The 16,913-nt window shown below is 67.5% G+C and carries 13 protein-coding genes; 5 read left to right on the top strand and 8 right to left on the bottom strand.

What is annotated here, in order from left to right; translation table 11 throughout:
• Positions 1-14 precede the first annotated feature (14 nt).
• From GGQ93_RS01240 to GGQ93_RS01255, 4 genes are read left to right on the top strand one after another with little or no spacing between them, the layout of a single operon-like run.
• Positions 15-3,200, top strand: coding sequence for an efflux RND transporter permease subunit (locus GGQ93_RS01240; RefSeq protein ID WP_183214887.1), 3,186 nt, complete (start codon positions 15-17; stop codon positions 3,198-3,200).
• Positions 3,200-4,369: an acyltransferase family protein gene (locus GGQ93_RS01245; RefSeq protein WP_054766313.1), complete on the top strand. Its 1,170-nt coding sequence runs from the start codon at positions 3,200-3,202 to the stop codon at positions 4,367-4,369. The genes GGQ93_RS01240 and GGQ93_RS01245 overlap by 1 nt, the downstream gene beginning before the upstream one ends.
• On the top strand, positions 4,366-5,097 hold the full coding sequence (locus GGQ93_RS01250; protein WP_054766314.1) for a HupE/UreJ family protein: 732 nt from the start codon (positions 4,366-4,368) through the stop codon (positions 5,095-5,097). The genes GGQ93_RS01245 and GGQ93_RS01250 overlap by 4 nt, the downstream gene beginning before the upstream one ends.
• A 14-nt stretch (positions 5,098-5,111) precedes the next feature.
• Positions 5,112-5,780: a hypothetical protein gene (locus GGQ93_RS01255; protein WP_054766315.1), complete on the top strand. Its 669-nt coding sequence runs from the start codon at positions 5,112-5,114 to the stop codon at positions 5,778-5,780.
• Positions 5,781-5,855: 75 nt separating this feature from the next.
• On the opposite strand, the gene GGQ93_RS01260 is transcribed toward GGQ93_RS01255, so the two are convergent.
• Positions 5,856-7,190, bottom strand: a complete 1,335-nt coding sequence (locus GGQ93_RS01260; RefSeq protein ID WP_054766316.1) for an MFS transporter — start codon at positions 7,188-7,190, stop codon at positions 5,856-5,858.
• Between the two features lie 139 nt (positions 7,191-7,329).
• Between GGQ93_RS01260 and GGQ93_RS01265 the strand changes: the two genes are divergently transcribed.
• A complete protein-coding gene (locus GGQ93_RS01265; RefSeq protein ID WP_054766317.1) occupies positions 7,330-7,728 on the top strand; it encodes a MerC family mercury resistance protein in 399 nt (132 codons plus the stop codon).
• Between the two features lie 24 nt (positions 7,729-7,752).
• Here GGQ93_RS01265 and GGQ93_RS01270 read toward each other — a convergent pair whose 3' ends face one another.
• The 7 genes from GGQ93_RS01270 to GGQ93_RS01300 form a co-directional block, all read right to left on the bottom strand.
• On the bottom strand, positions 7,753-8,874 hold the full coding sequence (locus GGQ93_RS01270; RefSeq protein WP_224760995.1) for an acyltransferase family protein: 1,122 nt from the start codon (positions 8,872-8,874) through the stop codon (positions 7,753-7,755).
• Between the two features lie 422 nt (positions 8,875-9,296).
• Positions 9,297-9,737 carry a CopM family metallochaperone gene (copM, locus tag GGQ93_RS01275; RefSeq protein ID WP_054766318.1) on the bottom strand — a complete coding sequence of 147 codons (441 nt, stop codon included), beginning with the start codon at positions 9,735-9,737 and terminating at the stop codon, positions 9,297-9,299.
• A gap of 28 nt (positions 9,738-9,765) precedes the next feature.
• The gene (locus GGQ93_RS01280; protein WP_054766319.1) at positions 9,766-12,270 is read right to left on the bottom strand and encodes a heavy metal translocating P-type ATPase; all 2,505 of its coding nucleotides are present in this window, start codon (positions 12,268-12,270) and stop codon (positions 9,766-9,768) included.
• The gene (locus GGQ93_RS01285; RefSeq protein WP_183214888.1) at positions 12,263-12,430 is read right to left on the bottom strand and encodes a hypothetical protein; all 168 of its coding nucleotides are present in this window, start codon (positions 12,428-12,430) and stop codon (positions 12,263-12,265) included. The genes GGQ93_RS01280 and GGQ93_RS01285 overlap by 8 nt, the downstream gene beginning before the upstream one ends.
• Before the next feature lie 14 nt (positions 12,431-12,444).
• Complete coding sequence (locus GGQ93_RS01290) at positions 12,445-13,089, bottom strand: methyltransferase family protein (RefSeq protein WP_224760999.1); 645 nt, start codon at positions 13,087-13,089, stop codon at positions 12,445-12,447.
• Positions 13,086-13,685, bottom strand: a complete 600-nt coding sequence (locus GGQ93_RS01295; protein ID WP_054766320.1) for a cation efflux transmembrane domain-containing protein — start codon at positions 13,683-13,685, stop codon at positions 13,086-13,088. Before GGQ93_RS01295 ends, GGQ93_RS01290 begins: the two co-directional genes overlap by 4 nt.
• Entirely contained in the window at positions 13,682-16,906 is a 3,225-nt protein-coding gene (locus tag GGQ93_RS01300; RefSeq protein WP_183214889.1) for an efflux RND transporter permease subunit, read from the bottom strand. The genes GGQ93_RS01295 and GGQ93_RS01300 overlap by 4 nt, the downstream gene beginning before the upstream one ends.
• Between the last annotated feature and the right edge of the window lie 7 nt (positions 16,907-16,913).

The following is a 16,913-nucleotide window of genomic DNA, read 5'->3' on the forward strand; positions in this document are numbered from 1 at the left end:
GGGGGCGCGGCATCATGCTTGAACGCATCATCGCGCTGTCGATCCGGTTCCGCTGGGTCGTCATGGCGCTCGTCCTTGTGGCCTGCGCGGTCGGGGTCTGGAGTTTCCAGAAGCTCCCGATCGACGCGACGCCCGACATCACCAACGTCCAGATTCAGATCAACACGGAGGCCCCGGGCTACTCGCCCCTTGAAGCCGAACAACGCATCACCTTCCCGGTGGAGACCGCCATCGCGGGGGTGCCGGGCCTGAGCTACACCCGATCCGTCTCACGCTACGGTTTGAGCCAGGTGACGGTGGTGTTCGAGGATGGCACCGACATCTATCGGGCGCGTCAGCTGGTCAACGAGCGACTGCAAAGCGCGCTCGGCCAGCTTCCGCCCGGTCTGTCGCCTGAGCTCGGTCCGATCGCGACCGGGCTGGGCGAGATCTTCATGTACACGATCGAGGCCGAACCGAACGCGGGCAAGCCGGACGGAACGCCATACACGCCTGAGGATCTGCGCACCCTGCAGGACTGGGTCATCCGTCCGCAGATGCGCAACACGCCCGGCGTCACCGAGGTCAACACCATCGGCGGTTTCGAGCGGCAATATCACGTCACCCCGCGTCCGGAACGTCTCGCCGCCTACGGCGTGACCATGGCCGAGGTCGTGCAGGCGCTGGAGCGGAACAATGCCAACGTCGGCGCCGGTTACGTCGAGCGCTACGGCGAACAATGGCTCATTCGCGTGCCGGGTCAGGCCTCGTCGATGCAGGACCTCTCCAACGTCGTGATCACCACACGGGGCGGCGTGCCGATCCGGGTGGCCGAAGTGGCCGAGGTCGGTCTGGGCGAGGAACTTCGTACCGGGGCGGCGACCGAGAACGGCAAGGAAACCGTGCTCGCCACCGTGCTGATGCTGGCCGGTGAGAACAGCCGGATCGTCGCCCAGGCGGCCGCAGCCCGCCTGGAGGAGGCCGCCAAAGCCCTCCCCGCCGGGGTGATCGCCTCCCCGGTCTATGACCGAACCGATCTGGTCGAGCGCGCCATCGGCACGGTCGAGAAGAACCTGCTGGAAGGCGCGCTTCTGGTCATCGTGGTGCTGTTCCTGCTCCTCGGGAACATCCGCGCCGCCCTGATCACTGCCGCGGTCATCCCGATCACCATGCTGATGACCATCACGGGCATGGTGCGCACCGGGACTTCGGGCAATCTGATGAGCCTCGGCGCGCTGGACTTCGGTCTGATCGTCGACGGCGCCGTCATCATCGTGGAGAACTGCCTGCGGCGGTTCTCCGAAGCCCAGCACCAGCTCGGTCGGTTGCTGACTCGTCAGGAACGCTTCGACCTCGCATCCAAAGCGTCCAGCGAAGTGATCCGCCCGTCCCTCTTCGGCGTGCTGATCATCACCCTCGTCTACATTCCGATCTTCGCCCTCGACGGTGTCGAAGGAAAGATGTTCCACCCGATGGCGATCACCGTCGTCATCGCCCTGACGTGTGCGCTCGTCCTGTCCCTGACCCTGGTTCCGGCGGCCGTCGCCACCTTCGTCTCGGGCAAAGTGACCGAGAAGGACCCGTTCCTGATGCGTTGGGCGCGGGTCGGCTACCGTCCGGCGCTGGACTTCGCCCTGAAGTTCCGCACCGCGATGGTCGGCGCGGCGATCGCCCTGGTGGCCCTCGCCGCCTTCGGCGCCTCTCGAATGGGGTCGGAGTTCGTGCCGAACCTGGACGAGGGCGACATCGCCATGCACGCCCTGCGCATTCCGGGCACCAGCCTGAGCCAGGCCATCGAGATGCAGACCGCGCTCGAGGCGAGGCTGGCGGAGTTCCCGGAAGTGGAGCGCGTGGTCGCGAAGATCGGCACGGCCGAGGTCGCGACCGACCCCGTGCCGCCGTCGGTTGCCGACACCTTCATCCTGCTCAAGGATCGCAAGGACTGGCCCGATCCCCGCAAGCCGAAGCTGCAGCTCGTTCGCGAGATGGAAGAAGCGGTCAACGAGATCCCGGGCAGCAAGTACGAGTTCACCCAGCCGATCCAGATGCGGTTCAACGAACTGCTCTCGGGCGTCCGGGCGGATGTGGCCATCAAGGTCCACGGTGACGATCTGGACACCCTGGTTCAGCTCGGCTCCCAGATCGAGGAAATCGTCGGCTCGATCGACGGCGCGGCCGATCCGCAGTCCGAGCAGGTCACCGGCCTGCCCATGCTGCAGATCACGCCGAATCGGGCGGCTATCGCTCGCCTCGGCCTGAGCATCGAGGACGTGCAATCCGTTATCGCCACCTCCATGGGCGGCGCGACGGCGGGCCAGATCTTCGACGGCGACCGTCGCTTCGACATCGTCGTTCGCCTGCCGGAAGACCTTCGGAGCAACACCGACGCCATCGGTCGCATCCAGGTGCCGCTGCCGTCGGCGGACGGCTCGCCGCGCGGCTTCGTGCCGCTCAGCGAAATCGCAACGATCGGACTTGAGACCGGACCCAACCAGATCAGCCGCGAGGACGGCAAACGCCGCATCGTGGTCACCGCCAACGTGCGCAACCGCGATCTGGGCTCCTTCGTCGGAGAAGCCCAGGACCGGATCGAGCGCGAGGTCGATCTGCCGGCCGGCTACTGGGTCACCTACGGCGGGACGTTCGAGCAGCTCATCTCGGCCGCCAATCGTCTGCAGCTCGTCGTTCCGGCGGTTCTGCTGCTGATCTTTGGCCTGCTGTTCGCCCTGTTCCGCTCGGTCAAGGACAGCGCCATCGTCTTCTCCGGGGTGCCGTTGGCGCTGACCGGTGGGGTCGCTGCGCTGATGCTGCGCGATCTGCCCTTGTCGATCTCGGCCGGGGTCGGCTTCATCGCCCTGTCCGGCGTGGCCGTGCTCAACGGCCTGGTGATGGTGACCTTCATCCGCAGCCTGATCCAGTCGGGCAAGCCGGTGCAGGAGGCCATCCACGAGGGCGCCCTGACCCGGCTGCGGCCGGTTCTGATGACAGCCCTGGTCGCCAGCCTCGGCTTCGTGCCGATGGCGATCAACGTGGGGGCGGGCGCCGAGGTCCAGCGTCCGCTGGCCACGGTCGTTATCGGCGGCATCGTCTCCTCCACGGTGCTGACCCTCATGGTCCTTCCGGCGCTCTACAGCCTCGTGCACGGCCGTGAACGGACCGTGGACGGCGCGCCGCGCGCCAGCTGGATGGATCGTCTGCCGTTCCGGAAACGGAGCGTCTGATGAACTCCGCTCTTCGCAGGAAGAGCGGGGGCGGCGCCGAGGCGGTCCCCAACGCGTCGGCGCCGGGCTTCCCGGACCGTTTGCCGGCCCTGACCGGCATTCGGTTCTGGCTCGCCCTCGGCGTCGTGCTCTTCCACTACCAGCTGAACATGACGCCCGAGGGCGGGACGGGGCTCGCCCTGATCGAGCGCGCACGCCTCGCGGTCGATTTCTTCTTCATTCTGTCGGGTTTCATCCTGGCGCACGTCTACGGGCGTCAGATCCGGAACGGGACCTACAACCACAAGCGCTTCCTCATCGCGCGGCTGGCCCGGATCTATCCGGCTCATCTCGCCATGATGGTGCTGATGGCGTTCATCGTCCTGGCGGCTATCGCCCTGGGTCAGCCGTTCGCGGCCGACAGTTACTCGCTGCCGGGGTTCGCGTCCGCCCTCGCCCTCACCCACGCCTGGTTCCCGGCTACCGTTCCCAATGAGTGGAACGGCCCGTCCTGGTCCCTGTCCGCGGAATGGGCCGCCTATCTGGCCTTCCCTGTGTTCGCCTTCATCGGGCTCAGGTCGGGCCGCCGCCCCTGGATGGTGATCGGTCTGTCGGTGGGCCTGTTCCTGGTGATCGACGGCCTCTACCGCTGGATCTTCAAGGACCAGCTCACCCATGCCGAGCTCGTGCTCGGCGTGCTGAGGATCATTCCCGAATTCCTGTTCGGGATCGGCCTTTACCAGCTCGGTTGCCGCATCCGTTGCGGTCGCCGGACGGCGACGCTCGCCGCCATCGGATCGCTTTTCGCCCTGATTTGCCTGATGGCGATCAGCGCCGACGAGCGCCTGATCGTGGCGGCCTCCGGCGTCGTCGTCCTCGCGCTGGCCCTCTGGGACCGCGCCGAGGATGACAGCGTCTTCAACCATCCGCTGCTGCTGGAGGCGGGCGAAGCCTCCTATGCCCTCTACCTCGTCCATCTCCCGCTTCTGATCATCTGGAAGAACGGGATGGCGATGCTGGGCGGCATCGACAGCACCTACCGGATGTCCGCTTCCGAAGCGGCTCTGTTGCTGGTCGTGACTTTGGCCAGCGCCTTCGCACTGCACGCCTTCTGGGAGCGGCCCGCCCGCACCCTGGTGCGCAGCCTTTTCCTCACCCCCTCCCCCAACTCCGCGAAAGGTCAATCATGACTTCTGCATTGCGCCGCGACTCCTGGTCGTGGCTCCGATCGCCCTGGACGGCGCTTCTGCTGATCCTCAGTTTCATGCTTCTGGACGGCGCCCTCAGTCAGGCCCTCGCCCACGGCGTCGCCGAGGGCGACAAGGGCTACATCCAGGAGACCACCGGCTTCCTGTTCTGGCCTTTCGTCTATCTGGGCGCCAAGCACATGGTCACCGGATACGACCACCTGCTGTTCCTCTTCGGCGTGATCTTCTTCCTCTACAGGATGAAGGACATCAGCATCTATGTGACGCTGTTCGCCATCGGCCACTCCTCAACCCTGCTGCTGGGCGTGCTGACCGACATCAGCGTCTCCAGCTACATCGTGGACGCCATCATCGGCCTGTCCGTCGTCTACAAATCCCTGGACAACATGGGCGCCTTCCAGCGCTGGTTCGGCTTCCAGCCCTCCACCAAGGCGGCGACCCTGATCTTCGGTCTGTTCCACGGCTTCGGTCTCGCGACCAAGCTGCAGGACTTCCAGATGTCGCCGGACGGCCTGATCGGCAACCTGATCGCCTTCAACATCGGCGTCGAGGCCGGCCAGCTGCTGGCGCTCGGCGGCATCCTTATCCTGATGGGCTTCTGGCGCCGCTCGAACAGCTTCTGGAACCACGCCTTCCTGACCAACGCCGTGGTCATGTGCCTCGGCTTCATTCTGACGGGCTACCAGCTCGTCGGCTTCTTCGTCATGTGATCGGAGCCCCCTCCATGTTTAACGCAAACCGCCCCGCCCGCTCCGAACTGCCCACCACGCAGGAGTTGCTGAAATCCACCGGCATCGCCGCCGTCGTCGCCGGCGCGATCCTCGTCACTGTGGTCCTTCCAGCCGAATATGGCGTCGATCCCACGCGTATCGGCTCGGTCTTCGGCCTGACGGAAATGGGCCAGCTGAAACGCCAGCTCGCGCTGGAAGCCGAGGCTGACGCTGCGGCGGACGCCGCCGCCGCCGGCCAGACCTCGGGCGTCGCCTCCACGCCGACGCCTGCCGCAGCACCGGCCGCAGCCACCGGTCCGGTGGCGCCGTCAGCCCGGCCGGTCACGGCTGAAGCCGCCGCAGCCGGCATCCGCTCGGACGAGACTGTGATCGAACTGGCCCCCAACCAGGGCGCAGAGCTGAAGATGGACATGGCCGAAGGCGCCAAGGTCCGCTTCACCTGGAGGAGCAGCGGAGGTGCGGTGAATTTCGACACCCACGCTGACCGCCCCGGCGTCCGCTATCACGGCTACGGAAAGGGCACCGATCTGCAGCAGTCCGGTGAGCTGACGGCGGCCTTCGACGGAAGCCATGGCTGGTTCTGGCGCAACCGGACCGGAGAGACCGTGACGATCACGGTCGAAACCGAAGGCGCCTACACCGAGATCAAGCGGGTGGTCTGACCCGCTTGTGGGTCGGCCGCCGCCAGTCGGCCGACCGGATGGCGGGGCGCTGGAACCCCCTGACGCGCCCCGCCATCATTTCTCGTCCGGTCGCGGCCAGCGCGGATGCGCCTCGTCGATCACGACCGGATGGGCGTGCCAACTGGACTGCCGGTCCGGACGCTCGCCTTCGGACAGGTGGGGGTCATCGGCGTCCAGGTCCGAGTGCGAGTGCGCGAGATTGGCCGGGTCGTAGCGGGGCCAGACCACGAGCGCGAGAACCACACCCACCGCGCAGAGGCCCGCGAGCACAAGGAAGGCCGCGCGGGGATCCGCCTCGGCGGAGACGAGCCCCGCGACCGGATAGGCGATCAGCCAGCAGGCGTGGGACAGGGCGAACTGGGCGGCGAACAGCGAGGGGCGGTCTTGCGAGGTCGAGGACCGTCGAAGCGCCCGACCGGCCGGCGTGATGGTCAGCGAATAGCCGAAGCCCATGACGATCCAGAGCCCCAAAAGGATGGGGTAGGACGTCGCCACAAAGGCGCCGAGCAGAAGCACGCCCGTCATGACGCCAGCGCCCGCGATCATGGCGGAGCGGTCGGGGATCCTTTGAAGGACGCGCGGCAGTAGCAGGGCGGCGGTCATCGACCCCGCGCCGAAGGCCGCGAGCGCCCAGGCCGTCGCCTGTTGAGAGAGGCCAAAGCTGCTCTGCACAAGCACGACGGTGTTCACGAACACCATCGCGCCGCCTGCGGCGGTCGCCAGGCTGACCGCCAGAAGGCCTCTCAGCCTCGGGGTCAGGGCGAACAGCCGGGCGCCAGCCGTCAGCCGGCGTATGAAGGGCAAGGGCGCTGCGCCGGCGGACCGGGGCAGGATCGCCCGGACGACAAAGACCGCCGAGAGCGCGAAGCCGAGAGCTGTCCCCACGAACAGATTGTTGTAGCTGATGAAGGCCAGCAGAACGGCGGCGACCACCGGACTGGCCACGCTTTCGAGGTCCGCCGCGAGGCGGGAGAGCGAGAGCGCCTTGGTATACTCCCCCTCGTCCTCCAGAAGGTCCGGGATCATGGCCTGGAACGCCGGGGTGAAGGCGGCGGAGGCCGTGTAGAGCACGGCCATCAGGGCATAGACTTGCCAGGCGGCGCCCACGAACGGCAGGGTGATGGCGACGCCCGCCCTGACGACGTCCAGCGACACGAGGAGGGTCTTGCGCGGCAAGCGCGCGGCGATGGCGCTCGCGAACGGCGCGACGGCGATATAGGCCACCATCTTGATCGAGAGCGCTGCGCCGAGAATTTCTCCGGCGTTGGCGCCGGCCAGATCATGGGCAAGCAGGCCGAGGGCGACGGTCGCCATGCCCGTACCGAGCAGAGCCGACACCTGGGCGATGAAGAGCCTGCGGTAGGCGGGATTGGACAGCGGAGAAAACATCTGCGGACCCGATCGGAAAGATACTCCCCCATAGTACCGCAAACCAATCCGCGGGTCGTCACGAAATCATCATCGCCGAGGCGCGTCCGCGACGACAATTCACTGGATCAACGGCGCGTTACACAATAACATTCTCAACATGCCTCCCGCCCCCACAGACACCGGTCGTTCCCGGCCAATCGACCTGTTCGGCGCCGGTCTTTCCGTGTTCTGCGTCGTCCATTGTGTGTCGAGCGCGGGGGTGCTTGGCCTTCTGCCCCTGGCGGGGCTCGCCGGCGGCGAGTGGCTCCACTGGACGCTTGCCGGCGTCGCGGCCTGTGCGGCCTGGATCGCGCTCGTCACACCTCGCGTGGGCGCACCCATGATGCTTCGGGGCCTCGCGATCGCCGCCATTCTGGCGCTTGTGGCGGGCGCGGCCGAACGCCCGACGGTGGAGACCGCTCCGATCGCCACCATCGTCGGCGGGTTGAGTCTCGTCCTCGCGCACCTCCTCAATGTTGTCCGGCTCAAGCGCGCAAGAACGCCCCAACCCGCCTGACGGCGACCCTTCCGGGAGAGCCCCTCAGGCGATGGGCCGCTCGGCGCTGACGCCGGGCGCCTGCGGTGGTCTTCGCGGCGGATTGAGACGGGCCTGAACAGGGCGGTCGAAGGCGTACCGGAAGATTGCAGCTCCGATGAAGGCGCTCGCCAGACCCGCAGTCCAGATCGCCCAGCGAACATCTGAGGACCAGCCTGCCTGTCCGATCGCATCGAAGACCCCGAACCAGAGGATCCGGACCACTTCATTGGTCAGGAAGATCGCGAACGACATCAGGCCGAGATGCTCGATCAGGCGTGAGGGTCTCGCGACCGGCGTCGCGCCCGCAGCCCAGATCATCACGGTCAGCAACAGAAGCGAGAGCAAGGCGGTGGTCCCGATCACCTGCGCGCAAACGAGGACGCCGAGGGCGACGATCCCCGCCATCGCGGCGAGCCTCGGCGGGATATAGACGCGCGCCCCGAACAGCGCCGCCGCAACACCGAGCAGGAACAGAGGCAGGGCTCGCAGAAAGCCGTGGCGGAAAGGCAGGCGATAGATCGGATCGCCGAGCCAGGCGCGGCTGGCGCAGTCCGCGAGGATCAGAAGCCCTACGGCGCCCGCCACGATCAGCCAGGGCCGCCTACGCCAGATCAGTCGGCATATCCACGGCAACAGGAGATAACATCCGAGCAGGGCCGAGAGCGTCCAGGTCGGCGCGTTCCAGCCCTGTCCCCCCGGAACGCCATAGGCCTGAAGCAGAGCCGCCTGCGCCGGGAGCTGCGCCCAGTCGAACCACTGGGGATTGCTCGGGCGAATGCCGACCGCGGCGGCGACGGCGACCATTGCGGCAAGTACGCCGATCACGACGAGATGAGACGGGACGACCCTGAGGACGCGCTGGCGGATATAGTCCAGGATGTTGAGCGAGCGGGCGGCGAAGCCGTCGCCATAGATCCGGGCCAGAATGTACCCGGAATCGATGATGAAGAAGTTGGTCAGCAGGAACCCCCGGTCAAACACCGGGTGGAGTTCGCCCAGCGGCGTCGGAGCCGCCTCGCGAAAATGATACAGGATGATCAGGGCGCCGGCGACGAACCGGAGAACGTCGAGCCAGCCGCCGCGCGCGATCCGGGCCGGCCTGCGGGGTTCTGCGACCTCGACCAACGTCAGTCCGCGCGCGTTGCGGCGACCGGGCCGGGGGTATCGTGGTGGTGACGGGACCCGAGGACAATCTGGTCGCGCCCGAGGAAGAGCGCAGCCGACCCAAGAACGCAGACCACCGCCATCACCCCCGCCATAACCCGTCCCGCCTTGTCTCGTCCGGCGACACGGTAGGTCATGAAGGTCAACAAAAGCATCAGCGCCCCGTAGGGGAGATACATCGGTATCCGGTAGAGCGATGCGAGCGGCACGGCGATGACGCAGACGACCAGGCCTGCGACGAGGCTGCCGGCGAGGGCGATCAGGGTATCTGGAACGGGATCGAACGGCCGAACCCGACGTTGTGTCCGCCCCCGAGGGCGATACCGGCCTGGCCGCCATCGGGGGGCGTGACTACGGATCGGGGAGCGTTTTCCGCCCATGATCTAGACCGCCGGCTCGACGGGACGCCCGGCGCGGTTGGCGAGCCACACACGCATGCGGACGATCTCTGCTTCCTGGGTGCGGATCACCTCTTCGGCGAGCCCGCGAACCTCGGCGTCCTTCCCGTGCTCCAGGGCGATCCGGGCCATCGCGACCGCTCCCTCATGGTGGGCGATCATCCCGCGCATGAAGTCGACATCGGCGTCGCCGCTGTAGTCGATCTCCATGGCCAGGTGCATGCGCTCGTTGGCCTCCTTGAAGGAGCGGGTGGCCGGACTGTCCGCCGCGGCGTCGGCATGACCCGCATGGGCGTCGATCGGACGCGCATCGACGGGCGTGCCCGCCTGAGGTCGGGTCGCGTTCTGGCGGGACAGCATCCCGAAGCCGAAGGCCGATATGAGAAGAAACAGCGCAATCACGCCGACCCATCCGGACCGTTTCATGGAAGTCTCCTTTTCTGGGATTTGAGGGTCAGGGCTCTGCGCGCGGATCGCGCCAGGCCAGCAGCCGCAGGGCGTTGAAGACGACGAGGAGCGTCGAGCCTTCGTGCAGGGCGACGGCCGGCCCGATCCCGAGACCGAGAATGGTGGCCGGGACGAGGAAGGCGACGACGCCGAGGCTGACGAAGAGGTTCTGGCGGATGATCCGGCGGGTCTGCCGACTGAGGCCGACCGTGAAGGGCAGCTTGGACAGATCGTCCGCCATCAGGGCCACGTCCGCCGTTTCCAGCGCGACGTCCGACCCCGCCGCTCCCATGGCGACGCCGACGGTCGCCGTGGCCATGGCGGGGGCGTCGTTGACGCCATCTCCCACCATGGCCACCTGGGCTTCGGCCCGAAGCTTCCTGATCGCCTCGACCTTGTCTTCCGGCAGGAGGTCGCCCCAGGCCTCGGTCAAGCCGACCTGTCCGGCGACGGCCTGGGCAGCCCTCTGATGGTCGCCCGAGATCATGATCATCCGACGGATGCCGAGGGCCCTCAGAGCCGTGAGCGTTTCGCGCGCCCTCTTACGCGGTGTGTCGAGCAGGCCGATCACGCCCAAGTCGTGTGAGCCCTGGCGAACCACCATGAGGGTGCGGCCCTGGTTGCGCAGGGCCGCGACGGCGATCTCGGCGTCGGGACCCAGCGGCGCGACGCCATCCGCCCCGAACATCTCCGGCTTGCCGATCCAGATCGTCTCGCCGTTCAGTGTCGCGGTGACGCCCTTTCCCGTCAGGCTGCGGAGATCCGTCGCGGTCTGCACAGGAGCCGCGATCAGGCGCTGGCTCCCGTCGCGGACGATCGCCTCCGCGAGGGGATGGTCACTGAGCCGCTCGACGGCGACGGCGACCGTCAGGAGATCGGTTTGCGAGGTCCGTCCGAGCGGAACAACGTCGGTGATCCGGGGTCGCCCCTCGGTCAGGGTGCCGGTCTTGTCGAAGGCGATGGCGTCGAGCGCACCCAGATTCTCCAACGGCGCGCCGCCCTTGATGAGCACGCCGGCGCGGGCCGCGCGGGCGACACCCGACAGAACCGCGCTGGGCGTTGCGATGGCCAGGGCACAGGGGCTGGCCGCCACGAGCACGGCCATGGCCCGGTAGAAGCTGTCGCGGAAAGGCTCGTCGACGACGACCCAGGCGAACAGCAGGACGAAGGCCAGGGCCAGCACGAGGGGTACGAAGATTCTTTCGAACCGGTCGGTGAACCTCTGCGTCGGCGACTTCTGCGTCTCCGCTTCGCTGACCATCCGCACCACCTTGGCGAGGGTGGTGTCGCTCGATCGTTTGGTCGTCTCGATCTCGATGGCGCCCGCGCCATTTATGGTCCCCGCGAACACGACCGAGGCGGCGATGACGCCCGCTGGACGCGCCCTCGCCTCTTCCGCGTTCGACACAGGCTGCTTGTCCACCGGCATGCTTTCGCCGGTGACCGGGGCCTGATTGATGCTGGTCGTCCCGACGACCACGAAGCCGTCGGCCGGCAGGCGCTCGTTCGGGCGCACCACGACGACATCGCCGATCTCCAGGTCCTCGACCGGAAGCTCCACGACCTCTTCGCCGCGACGCACATGCGCGGTGCGAGGCGCCAGGGCGGCCAGCGCCTCGATCGCCCGCTTCGCCCGCCCGAGCGCGTAATGCTCCAAAGCGTGACCCAAGCTGAACAGGAAGAGCAGCAAGGCCCCCTCGGCCCATGCGCCCAAGGCGGCCGCACCCGCCGCCGCGACCAGCATGAGGGTGTCGATCTCGAAGCGGCGTCGCTTCAGGTTCTCGACCGCCTCGCGGACGGTGAAGAAGCCTCCGAACAGATAGGCCGCAAGGAAGAGGACCAGTGGAGCCCACCCGGGAACACCGGGCGCGAACCGTTCGATCAGATAGCCGACGGCGAGAGCGCCGCCGCTGGCGAGAGCGAAATACAGCTCGGTGTTCGGCCCCAGCAAACCACCATGGGCATGGTCGTGCCTGTCCCCGGCCGCGTGATTGTGCCCTTCATGCCCCGCCTCGCCGGCTTTGCCGTCCTGACCGTGGCCGCTGTCCACGGAGACCGTGGCTTGGGGCTTCGCCGAGAGTTGCAGACCATGGCCCCGAAGCCGCGCCTCGAGGTCTGTGCGCTCCAGTTTCTGCCGGTCGAACTCGACCCGGATAGCTCCTGAAGCGTCGAGCGCCGCCTGCAGCACGCCGGGCTCTGCGGCCAGCGCCGCCTCCAGCGTCCTCGCATGCCGCGCGTGGCGCACCCCTTCGACCCAGCCGGTCAGGTGATCGTAGCGATCGCTGACCGATCCCCCGGCCTGTGTGGCCGCACGGCGAACCTGGGCGAGGGAAAGCCGCTCCGGATCGTAGTGGATACACAGTTTCGGTCCGTCATCCGTTTCCTCGACGTGCGCCTTTTCGACTCCGTCGGTGATGCGCAACAGACTGATCAGTCTGCCGACACAGGCGTCGGAGGCGTCGGGCGCACCCGGAAGGAGAACGGGCAGATCCAGTTTGACGGTCTTAGGCATGGTCGAACTCCACAGGAGCGGAAGGCGATGGGCGTTGCGGGGCTTCGGTCGGGCGACGCGGTTCCGGCCCCGTCCAGGCGAGGCGCGCCGCCGCCCCGGCGGCGAAGGCTGCGGCTGCCAAGCCGGCCGAAAGGAGCGTCACGAGACGTTTGCGGGTCATCCGAAGCCCTCCGGTCAGGGCAGGCGCAGGACGGCGTCGAACCAGCCGATCTGCTGCAGGCGCTCGAGGGACTCGAACACCGGCATCGCCAGCAGGAAGACGAGGCCGTCGCGGACGGTGCGCAGGAAGAAGGCGGGTCGCACCGAGAGCTCGGGCTCGTCGCGCCAGGCTCGCAGGTCGGGCCAGAAGCGCGGCGTACGACGGCGATAGTCGTCATAGACCTCCCCGAAGGTCTCGCTCAGATAGGCTTCTTCGCGCCCGACGACGGTGCGGAACACGATCCAGCAGGCCAGGGCGAAGCCCAGTCCGACCGTGGCGCTGCCTGTCTGGGCGCCGATCCCGAACGCCCCGATGAAGCTGAACAGGTAGAGGGGGTTCCGGCACAGCGAGTAGGGTCCCGCCGAAACGATCTCCTGCTTCTTTCGGCCGCCGATATAGAGGGAGCACCAGGCTCGCCCGATCACGCACAGCATGATGGCGATCAGACCGAGATGCTCCACCGGATGTTCGAGAACGGGCGTGGGTTCGACCAGCGCCGTCCAGGTGATGAGGGCGAACAGGCCGACGAGGATGAAGAGTTTCCGCCAGCGCTGGACCCGTGCGAGGTCGGGAGCTGAGGCTCCACCGGGGTGGAGATCGTGAGGCAGCAACGGGCTCACTGGGCCGCTCCTGTGTCAGAGGCCTTGCGCGCATCGCGCAGGATGTCGATGCCGCCCTTGGCGGCGATTGCGGCGACCAGAACGCCGACGAGAAGGTCCGGCCACGACTGGTCGAGCCACATGACGAGACCGCCCGCGACGAGGATGCCGCCGTTGGACGCGAAGTCGTTGAGACTGAAGGTCTCGGCGGCCTTCATGTTGACGTCGCCGCTGTGCTGCCGACGGATCAGCAGCAGGCAGACGAGGTTGATGACGGCGGCCACAACCGCGAGGACCATCATGGTCGGGCCGACTGGCTCGGTCGCGGTGAGGGTCCGCCGCAGCGCGTCGAGCAGGACGAGGACGGCGAAAATCAGGAGCATGACGCCTGAGGCTCGCGCCGCCCCCGTCTTCCAGACCAGGGCGCGTCCGACCGCCAGGAAGCTGATCAGATAGACCGCCGCGTCCGAACCGTTGTCGACCGCATTGGCCAGCAGGGCGCTGGAGTCGGCGGCGATGCCGCCGACTCCCAGGCCCACGAACAACAGGGCGTTCAGGACCAGCACCGTGAGGAGGGTGCGGCGCTGGACCTGCTCCGTTGCGTGGGCCTCGCTCATTCCTCGAGCCCTTCAGCCTTGCGGTGCTTCACGGCCTTGGCCGCGAAGGTCGGCAGGACCAGCAGGGTCAAGGCCGTCGCCGTCAGCAGGCCGCCGATTACGACGGTGGCCAGAGGCTTCTGCACCTCCGCCCCGGCACCGTGGGCGAACGCCATCGGAATGAAGCCGACGATGGCGACCAGGGCCGTGGTCAGGACGGCGCGCAGCCGGCTCGTCGCCCCTTCGATGGCGGCGAGGCGTGGGTCGGCGCCGCCTGTCAGGCGTTCCCGAATGGCCTGCATCAGCACCAGCCCGTTCAGGGTCGCGACACCGGATACGGCGATGAAGCCGACCGCCGCCGAAACCGAGAAGGGCATCCCCCTGAGGACGAGCGCCAAGGCGCCGCCGATCAGGGCCAGAGGCACGCAGGCGAACACCAGTCCCGCCTCCGCGAAGGATCCCAACGCCATGAACAGCAGGACGCCGATCAGGATGAAGACGATGGGAATGACCAGGCCCAGACGCTGTTCGGCCCGTTTCAGGTTCTCGAACTGCCCACCCCAGGTCAGGGAGTAGCCGGTGGGGAGATCGACCTCAGACTGCACCTTCGCCTGGGCCTCGGTGACAAAGCCGCCCAGATCGCGCCCGCGAACGTTGGCTTGAACCACCATCCGCCGGCTGCCGTCATTGCGGCTGATCTGGTTCTGCCCCTCGGCCACCTGGATGCGGGCGACGGAGGAGAGCGGAACCGTCACGCCCGTAGCGGTGGTGATCGGCAGGGCCGCGAGTGCCGCCGGATCGTTCCGGGCTTCATCCGCGAGACGAACGACGACGCTGAAGCGGCGATCGCCCTCGAAGATCTGCCCGGCCTCGGCGCCCCCGACCGCGGCCGAAACCGCTTCGGAGACATCGGCGGCGGACAGGCCGTAGTTGGCGGCCGCGAAGCGATCCACGCTGACAGTCAGGGTTGGGAGCCCCGACGCCTGCTCGACGCGAACGTCCGCAGACCCGGGCGTCGCGCGAAGGGCGTTGGCGACCCGGTCCGCCGTGGCCTGCAGCTGGGTGAAGTCATCGCCGTAGACCATGACCGCGAGGTCAGTCCGGACGCCGGAGATCAGCTCATTGAAGCGCAGTTCGATGGGCTGGCTGAACTCGAAGCTGTTGCCGAGCTGGCCGGCGGCGAGCTCTTCGAAGCGCGCGATCAGTTCCTCCTTGGGGAGGTTCGGATCGGGCCATTCCTTGCGGTCCTTCAGGACAATGACCGCATCGGAGATGTTCGGCGGCATCGGGTCCACAGCCGCCTCGGCCGTCCCGGTCCGGGCGAAGATGGTCTTCACCTCGGGCTGGGCCTTGATGACGCGCTCGAGCGCCATTTGCATCGCCAGGGATTGCTCCAGCGATGCTGACGGCACGCGAAGCGCCTGCATGGCGATGTCGCCTTCGTCCAGGGTCGGGATGAACTCACGCCCCAGGGTGCTGAAGGCGATGCCGCCGATGACGAGAGCGCCGAGCGCGGACGCCAGGACGATCTTCGGACGATCGACGGCCGCGCGGATGGCCGGTTCGATCCATCGGCGCGCATAGCGGAGGATGAAGGTCTCGTGCTCGTGCGCGTGGCCGTGCTCGTCGACCTCCACCTTCTTCGGATCCCGCACCAGCAGGGCCGTCATCGCCGGCACGAAGGTGAAGGAGAAGATGAAGGCGCCGACCAGGGCCAGCATGACCGTCGCGCCCATCGGGATGAAGGTCTTGCCCTCCACGCCCTCGAGCATGAGCAGGGGCGTGAAGACCAGCAGGATGATGAGCTGGCCGAAGGCGGCCGGCTTGACCATCTGACGCGCCGCGGCTCCGGCGACCGCCAGACGTTCCCGACGCGTCAGCATCCGGCCGGCCTCGGCCCGCTTCTGGCTGAGCATCAGCAGGGTGTTCTCGACCACCACGACCGCGCCGTCGACCAGAAGGCCGAAGTCCAGCGCGCCGAGGCTCATCAGGTTTCCGCTGATGCCGAAGCGGTTCATGCCGATGACCGCGAACAGGAAGCTGATCGGGATCATCAGGGCGGTAATCGAGGCCGCCCGGATGTTGCCCAGGAGCAGGAACAGAACCACGATCACCAGCAGGGCGCCTTCGATCAGGTTCTTGGCGACCGTCGAGATGGTCTTGTTGACGAGCGAACTCCGGTTCAGGACCGGTTCGGCGACGACGCTCGGCGGCAGGCTCGCGGAGACTTCCTCCAGACGTTCGGCGGCGGCCTGGGCCACCGTCCGGCTGTTGCCGCCGGCCAGCATCAGCGCCGTACCGACGACCGCTTCGTGGCCGTCGCGGCTGGCGCCGCCGAGACGCGGCGCCTGGCCGATTTCGACGGTGGCGACATCGGCGACCCGCACGACCAGTCCGTTGCGGTTGACCACGGGGGCCTGGGCGAGATCCGGAATGGTCTGCGCCAGGGCGTCGGTTCGGACGGTCAGGGCTTCACCGGACCGCTGAACATAGCCCGCACCGGCCTGGGTGTTGGCCCGCTCCAGAGCGACGATGAGGTCGTTGAGGCTCAGGCCGTATCCCGCCAGACGCGCAGCGTCGGGCCGAACCGCATACTCCTTCACATAGCCGCCGTTCACATCGACGCCGGCCAGGCCCTTCGCGGTCCGCATGCGCGGGGCGATGATCCAGTCCTGGACCGTGCGGAGATAGGTCGCGCGGGCCTGTGGCGTGGTCAGCAGTTCGCCTTCGGGCGTCAGATAGGCGCCGCCGGCCTGCCAGCCGGGCTCACCCGGTTTGGCGAGATTGGCGCTGTTGAACGGCTTGAAGTCGACCGTCCACATGAGGACTTCGCCGAGGCCGGTGGTGATCGGCGCAAGCGCCGGCTCCACACCCTCGGGCAGTCGCTCGCGCGCCTGGGCCATCCGTTCGGCCACCTGCTGGCGGGCGAAGTAGATGTCCGTGCTGTCGGAGAAGATGACCGTGACCTGGCTGAAGCCGTTTCGGCTCAGCGACCGGGTGGTCTGGATCCCCGGAATGCCCGCCATGGCGGTTTCGAGGGGATAGGTGACCTGGCGTTCCATCTGCTCGGGCGCGAGCGCCGGGGCGATGGTATTGATCTGGACCTGCCGGTTGGTGATGTCCGGGACGGCGTCGATGGGTAGCTGCGTCAGGTTGTAGAGGCCGAAGGCGGCGACAATCGCCGTCGCCAGGACCACGAACCATCGGAAGCGAACCGAGGCTTCGATAATCGCTTTGAACATGACGCCC

The sequence above is a fragment of the Brevundimonas aurantiaca genome (genome assembly GCF_014199955.1).
Taxonomy (GTDB): Bacteria; Pseudomonadota; Alphaproteobacteria; order Caulobacterales; family Caulobacteraceae; genus Brevundimonas; species Brevundimonas aurantiaca.

Bases quoted from the DNA above. Each gene is read 5' to 3' on its own strand.
- GGQ93_RS01240 (WP_183214887.1), top strand. From the start codon at position 15: ATGCTTGAACGCATCATCGCGCTGTCGATCCGGTTCCGCTGGGTCGTC.
- GGQ93_RS01245 (WP_054766313.1), top strand. From the start codon at position 3,200: ATGAACTCCGCTCTTCGCAGGAAGAGCGGGGGCGGCGCCGAGGCGGTC.
- GGQ93_RS01250 (WP_054766314.1), top strand. From the start codon at position 4,366: ATGACTTCTGCATTGCGCCGCGACTCCTGGTCGTGGCTCCGATCGCCC.
- GGQ93_RS01255 (WP_054766315.1), top strand. From the start codon at position 5,112: ATGTTTAACGCAAACCGCCCCGCCCGCTCCGAACTGCCCACCACGCAG.
- GGQ93_RS01260 (WP_054766316.1), bottom strand. From the start codon at position 7,190: ATGTTTTCTCCGCTGTCCAATCCCGCCTACCGCAGGCTCTTCATCGCC.
- GGQ93_RS01265 (WP_054766317.1), top strand. From the start codon at position 7,330: ATGCCTCCCGCCCCCACAGACACCGGTCGTTCCCGGCCAATCGACCTG.
- copM (WP_054766318.1), bottom strand. From the start codon at position 9,737: ATGAAACGGTCCGGATGGGTCGGCGTGATTGCGCTGTTTCTTCTCATA.
- GGQ93_RS01280 (WP_054766319.1), bottom strand. From the start codon at position 12,270: ATGCCTAAGACCGTCAAACTGGATCTGCCCGTTCTCCTTCCGGGTGCG.
- GGQ93_RS01285 (WP_183214888.1), bottom strand. From the start codon at position 12,430: ATGACCCGCAAACGTCTCGTGACGCTCCTTTCGGCCGGCTTGGCAGCC.
- GGQ93_RS01295 (WP_054766320.1), bottom strand. From the start codon at position 13,685: ATGAGCGAGGCCCACGCAACGGAGCAGGTCCAGCGCCGCACCCTCCTC.
- GGQ93_RS01300 (WP_183214889.1), bottom strand. From the start codon at position 16,906: ATGTTCAAAGCGATTATCGAAGCCTCGGTTCGCTTCCGATGGTTCGTG.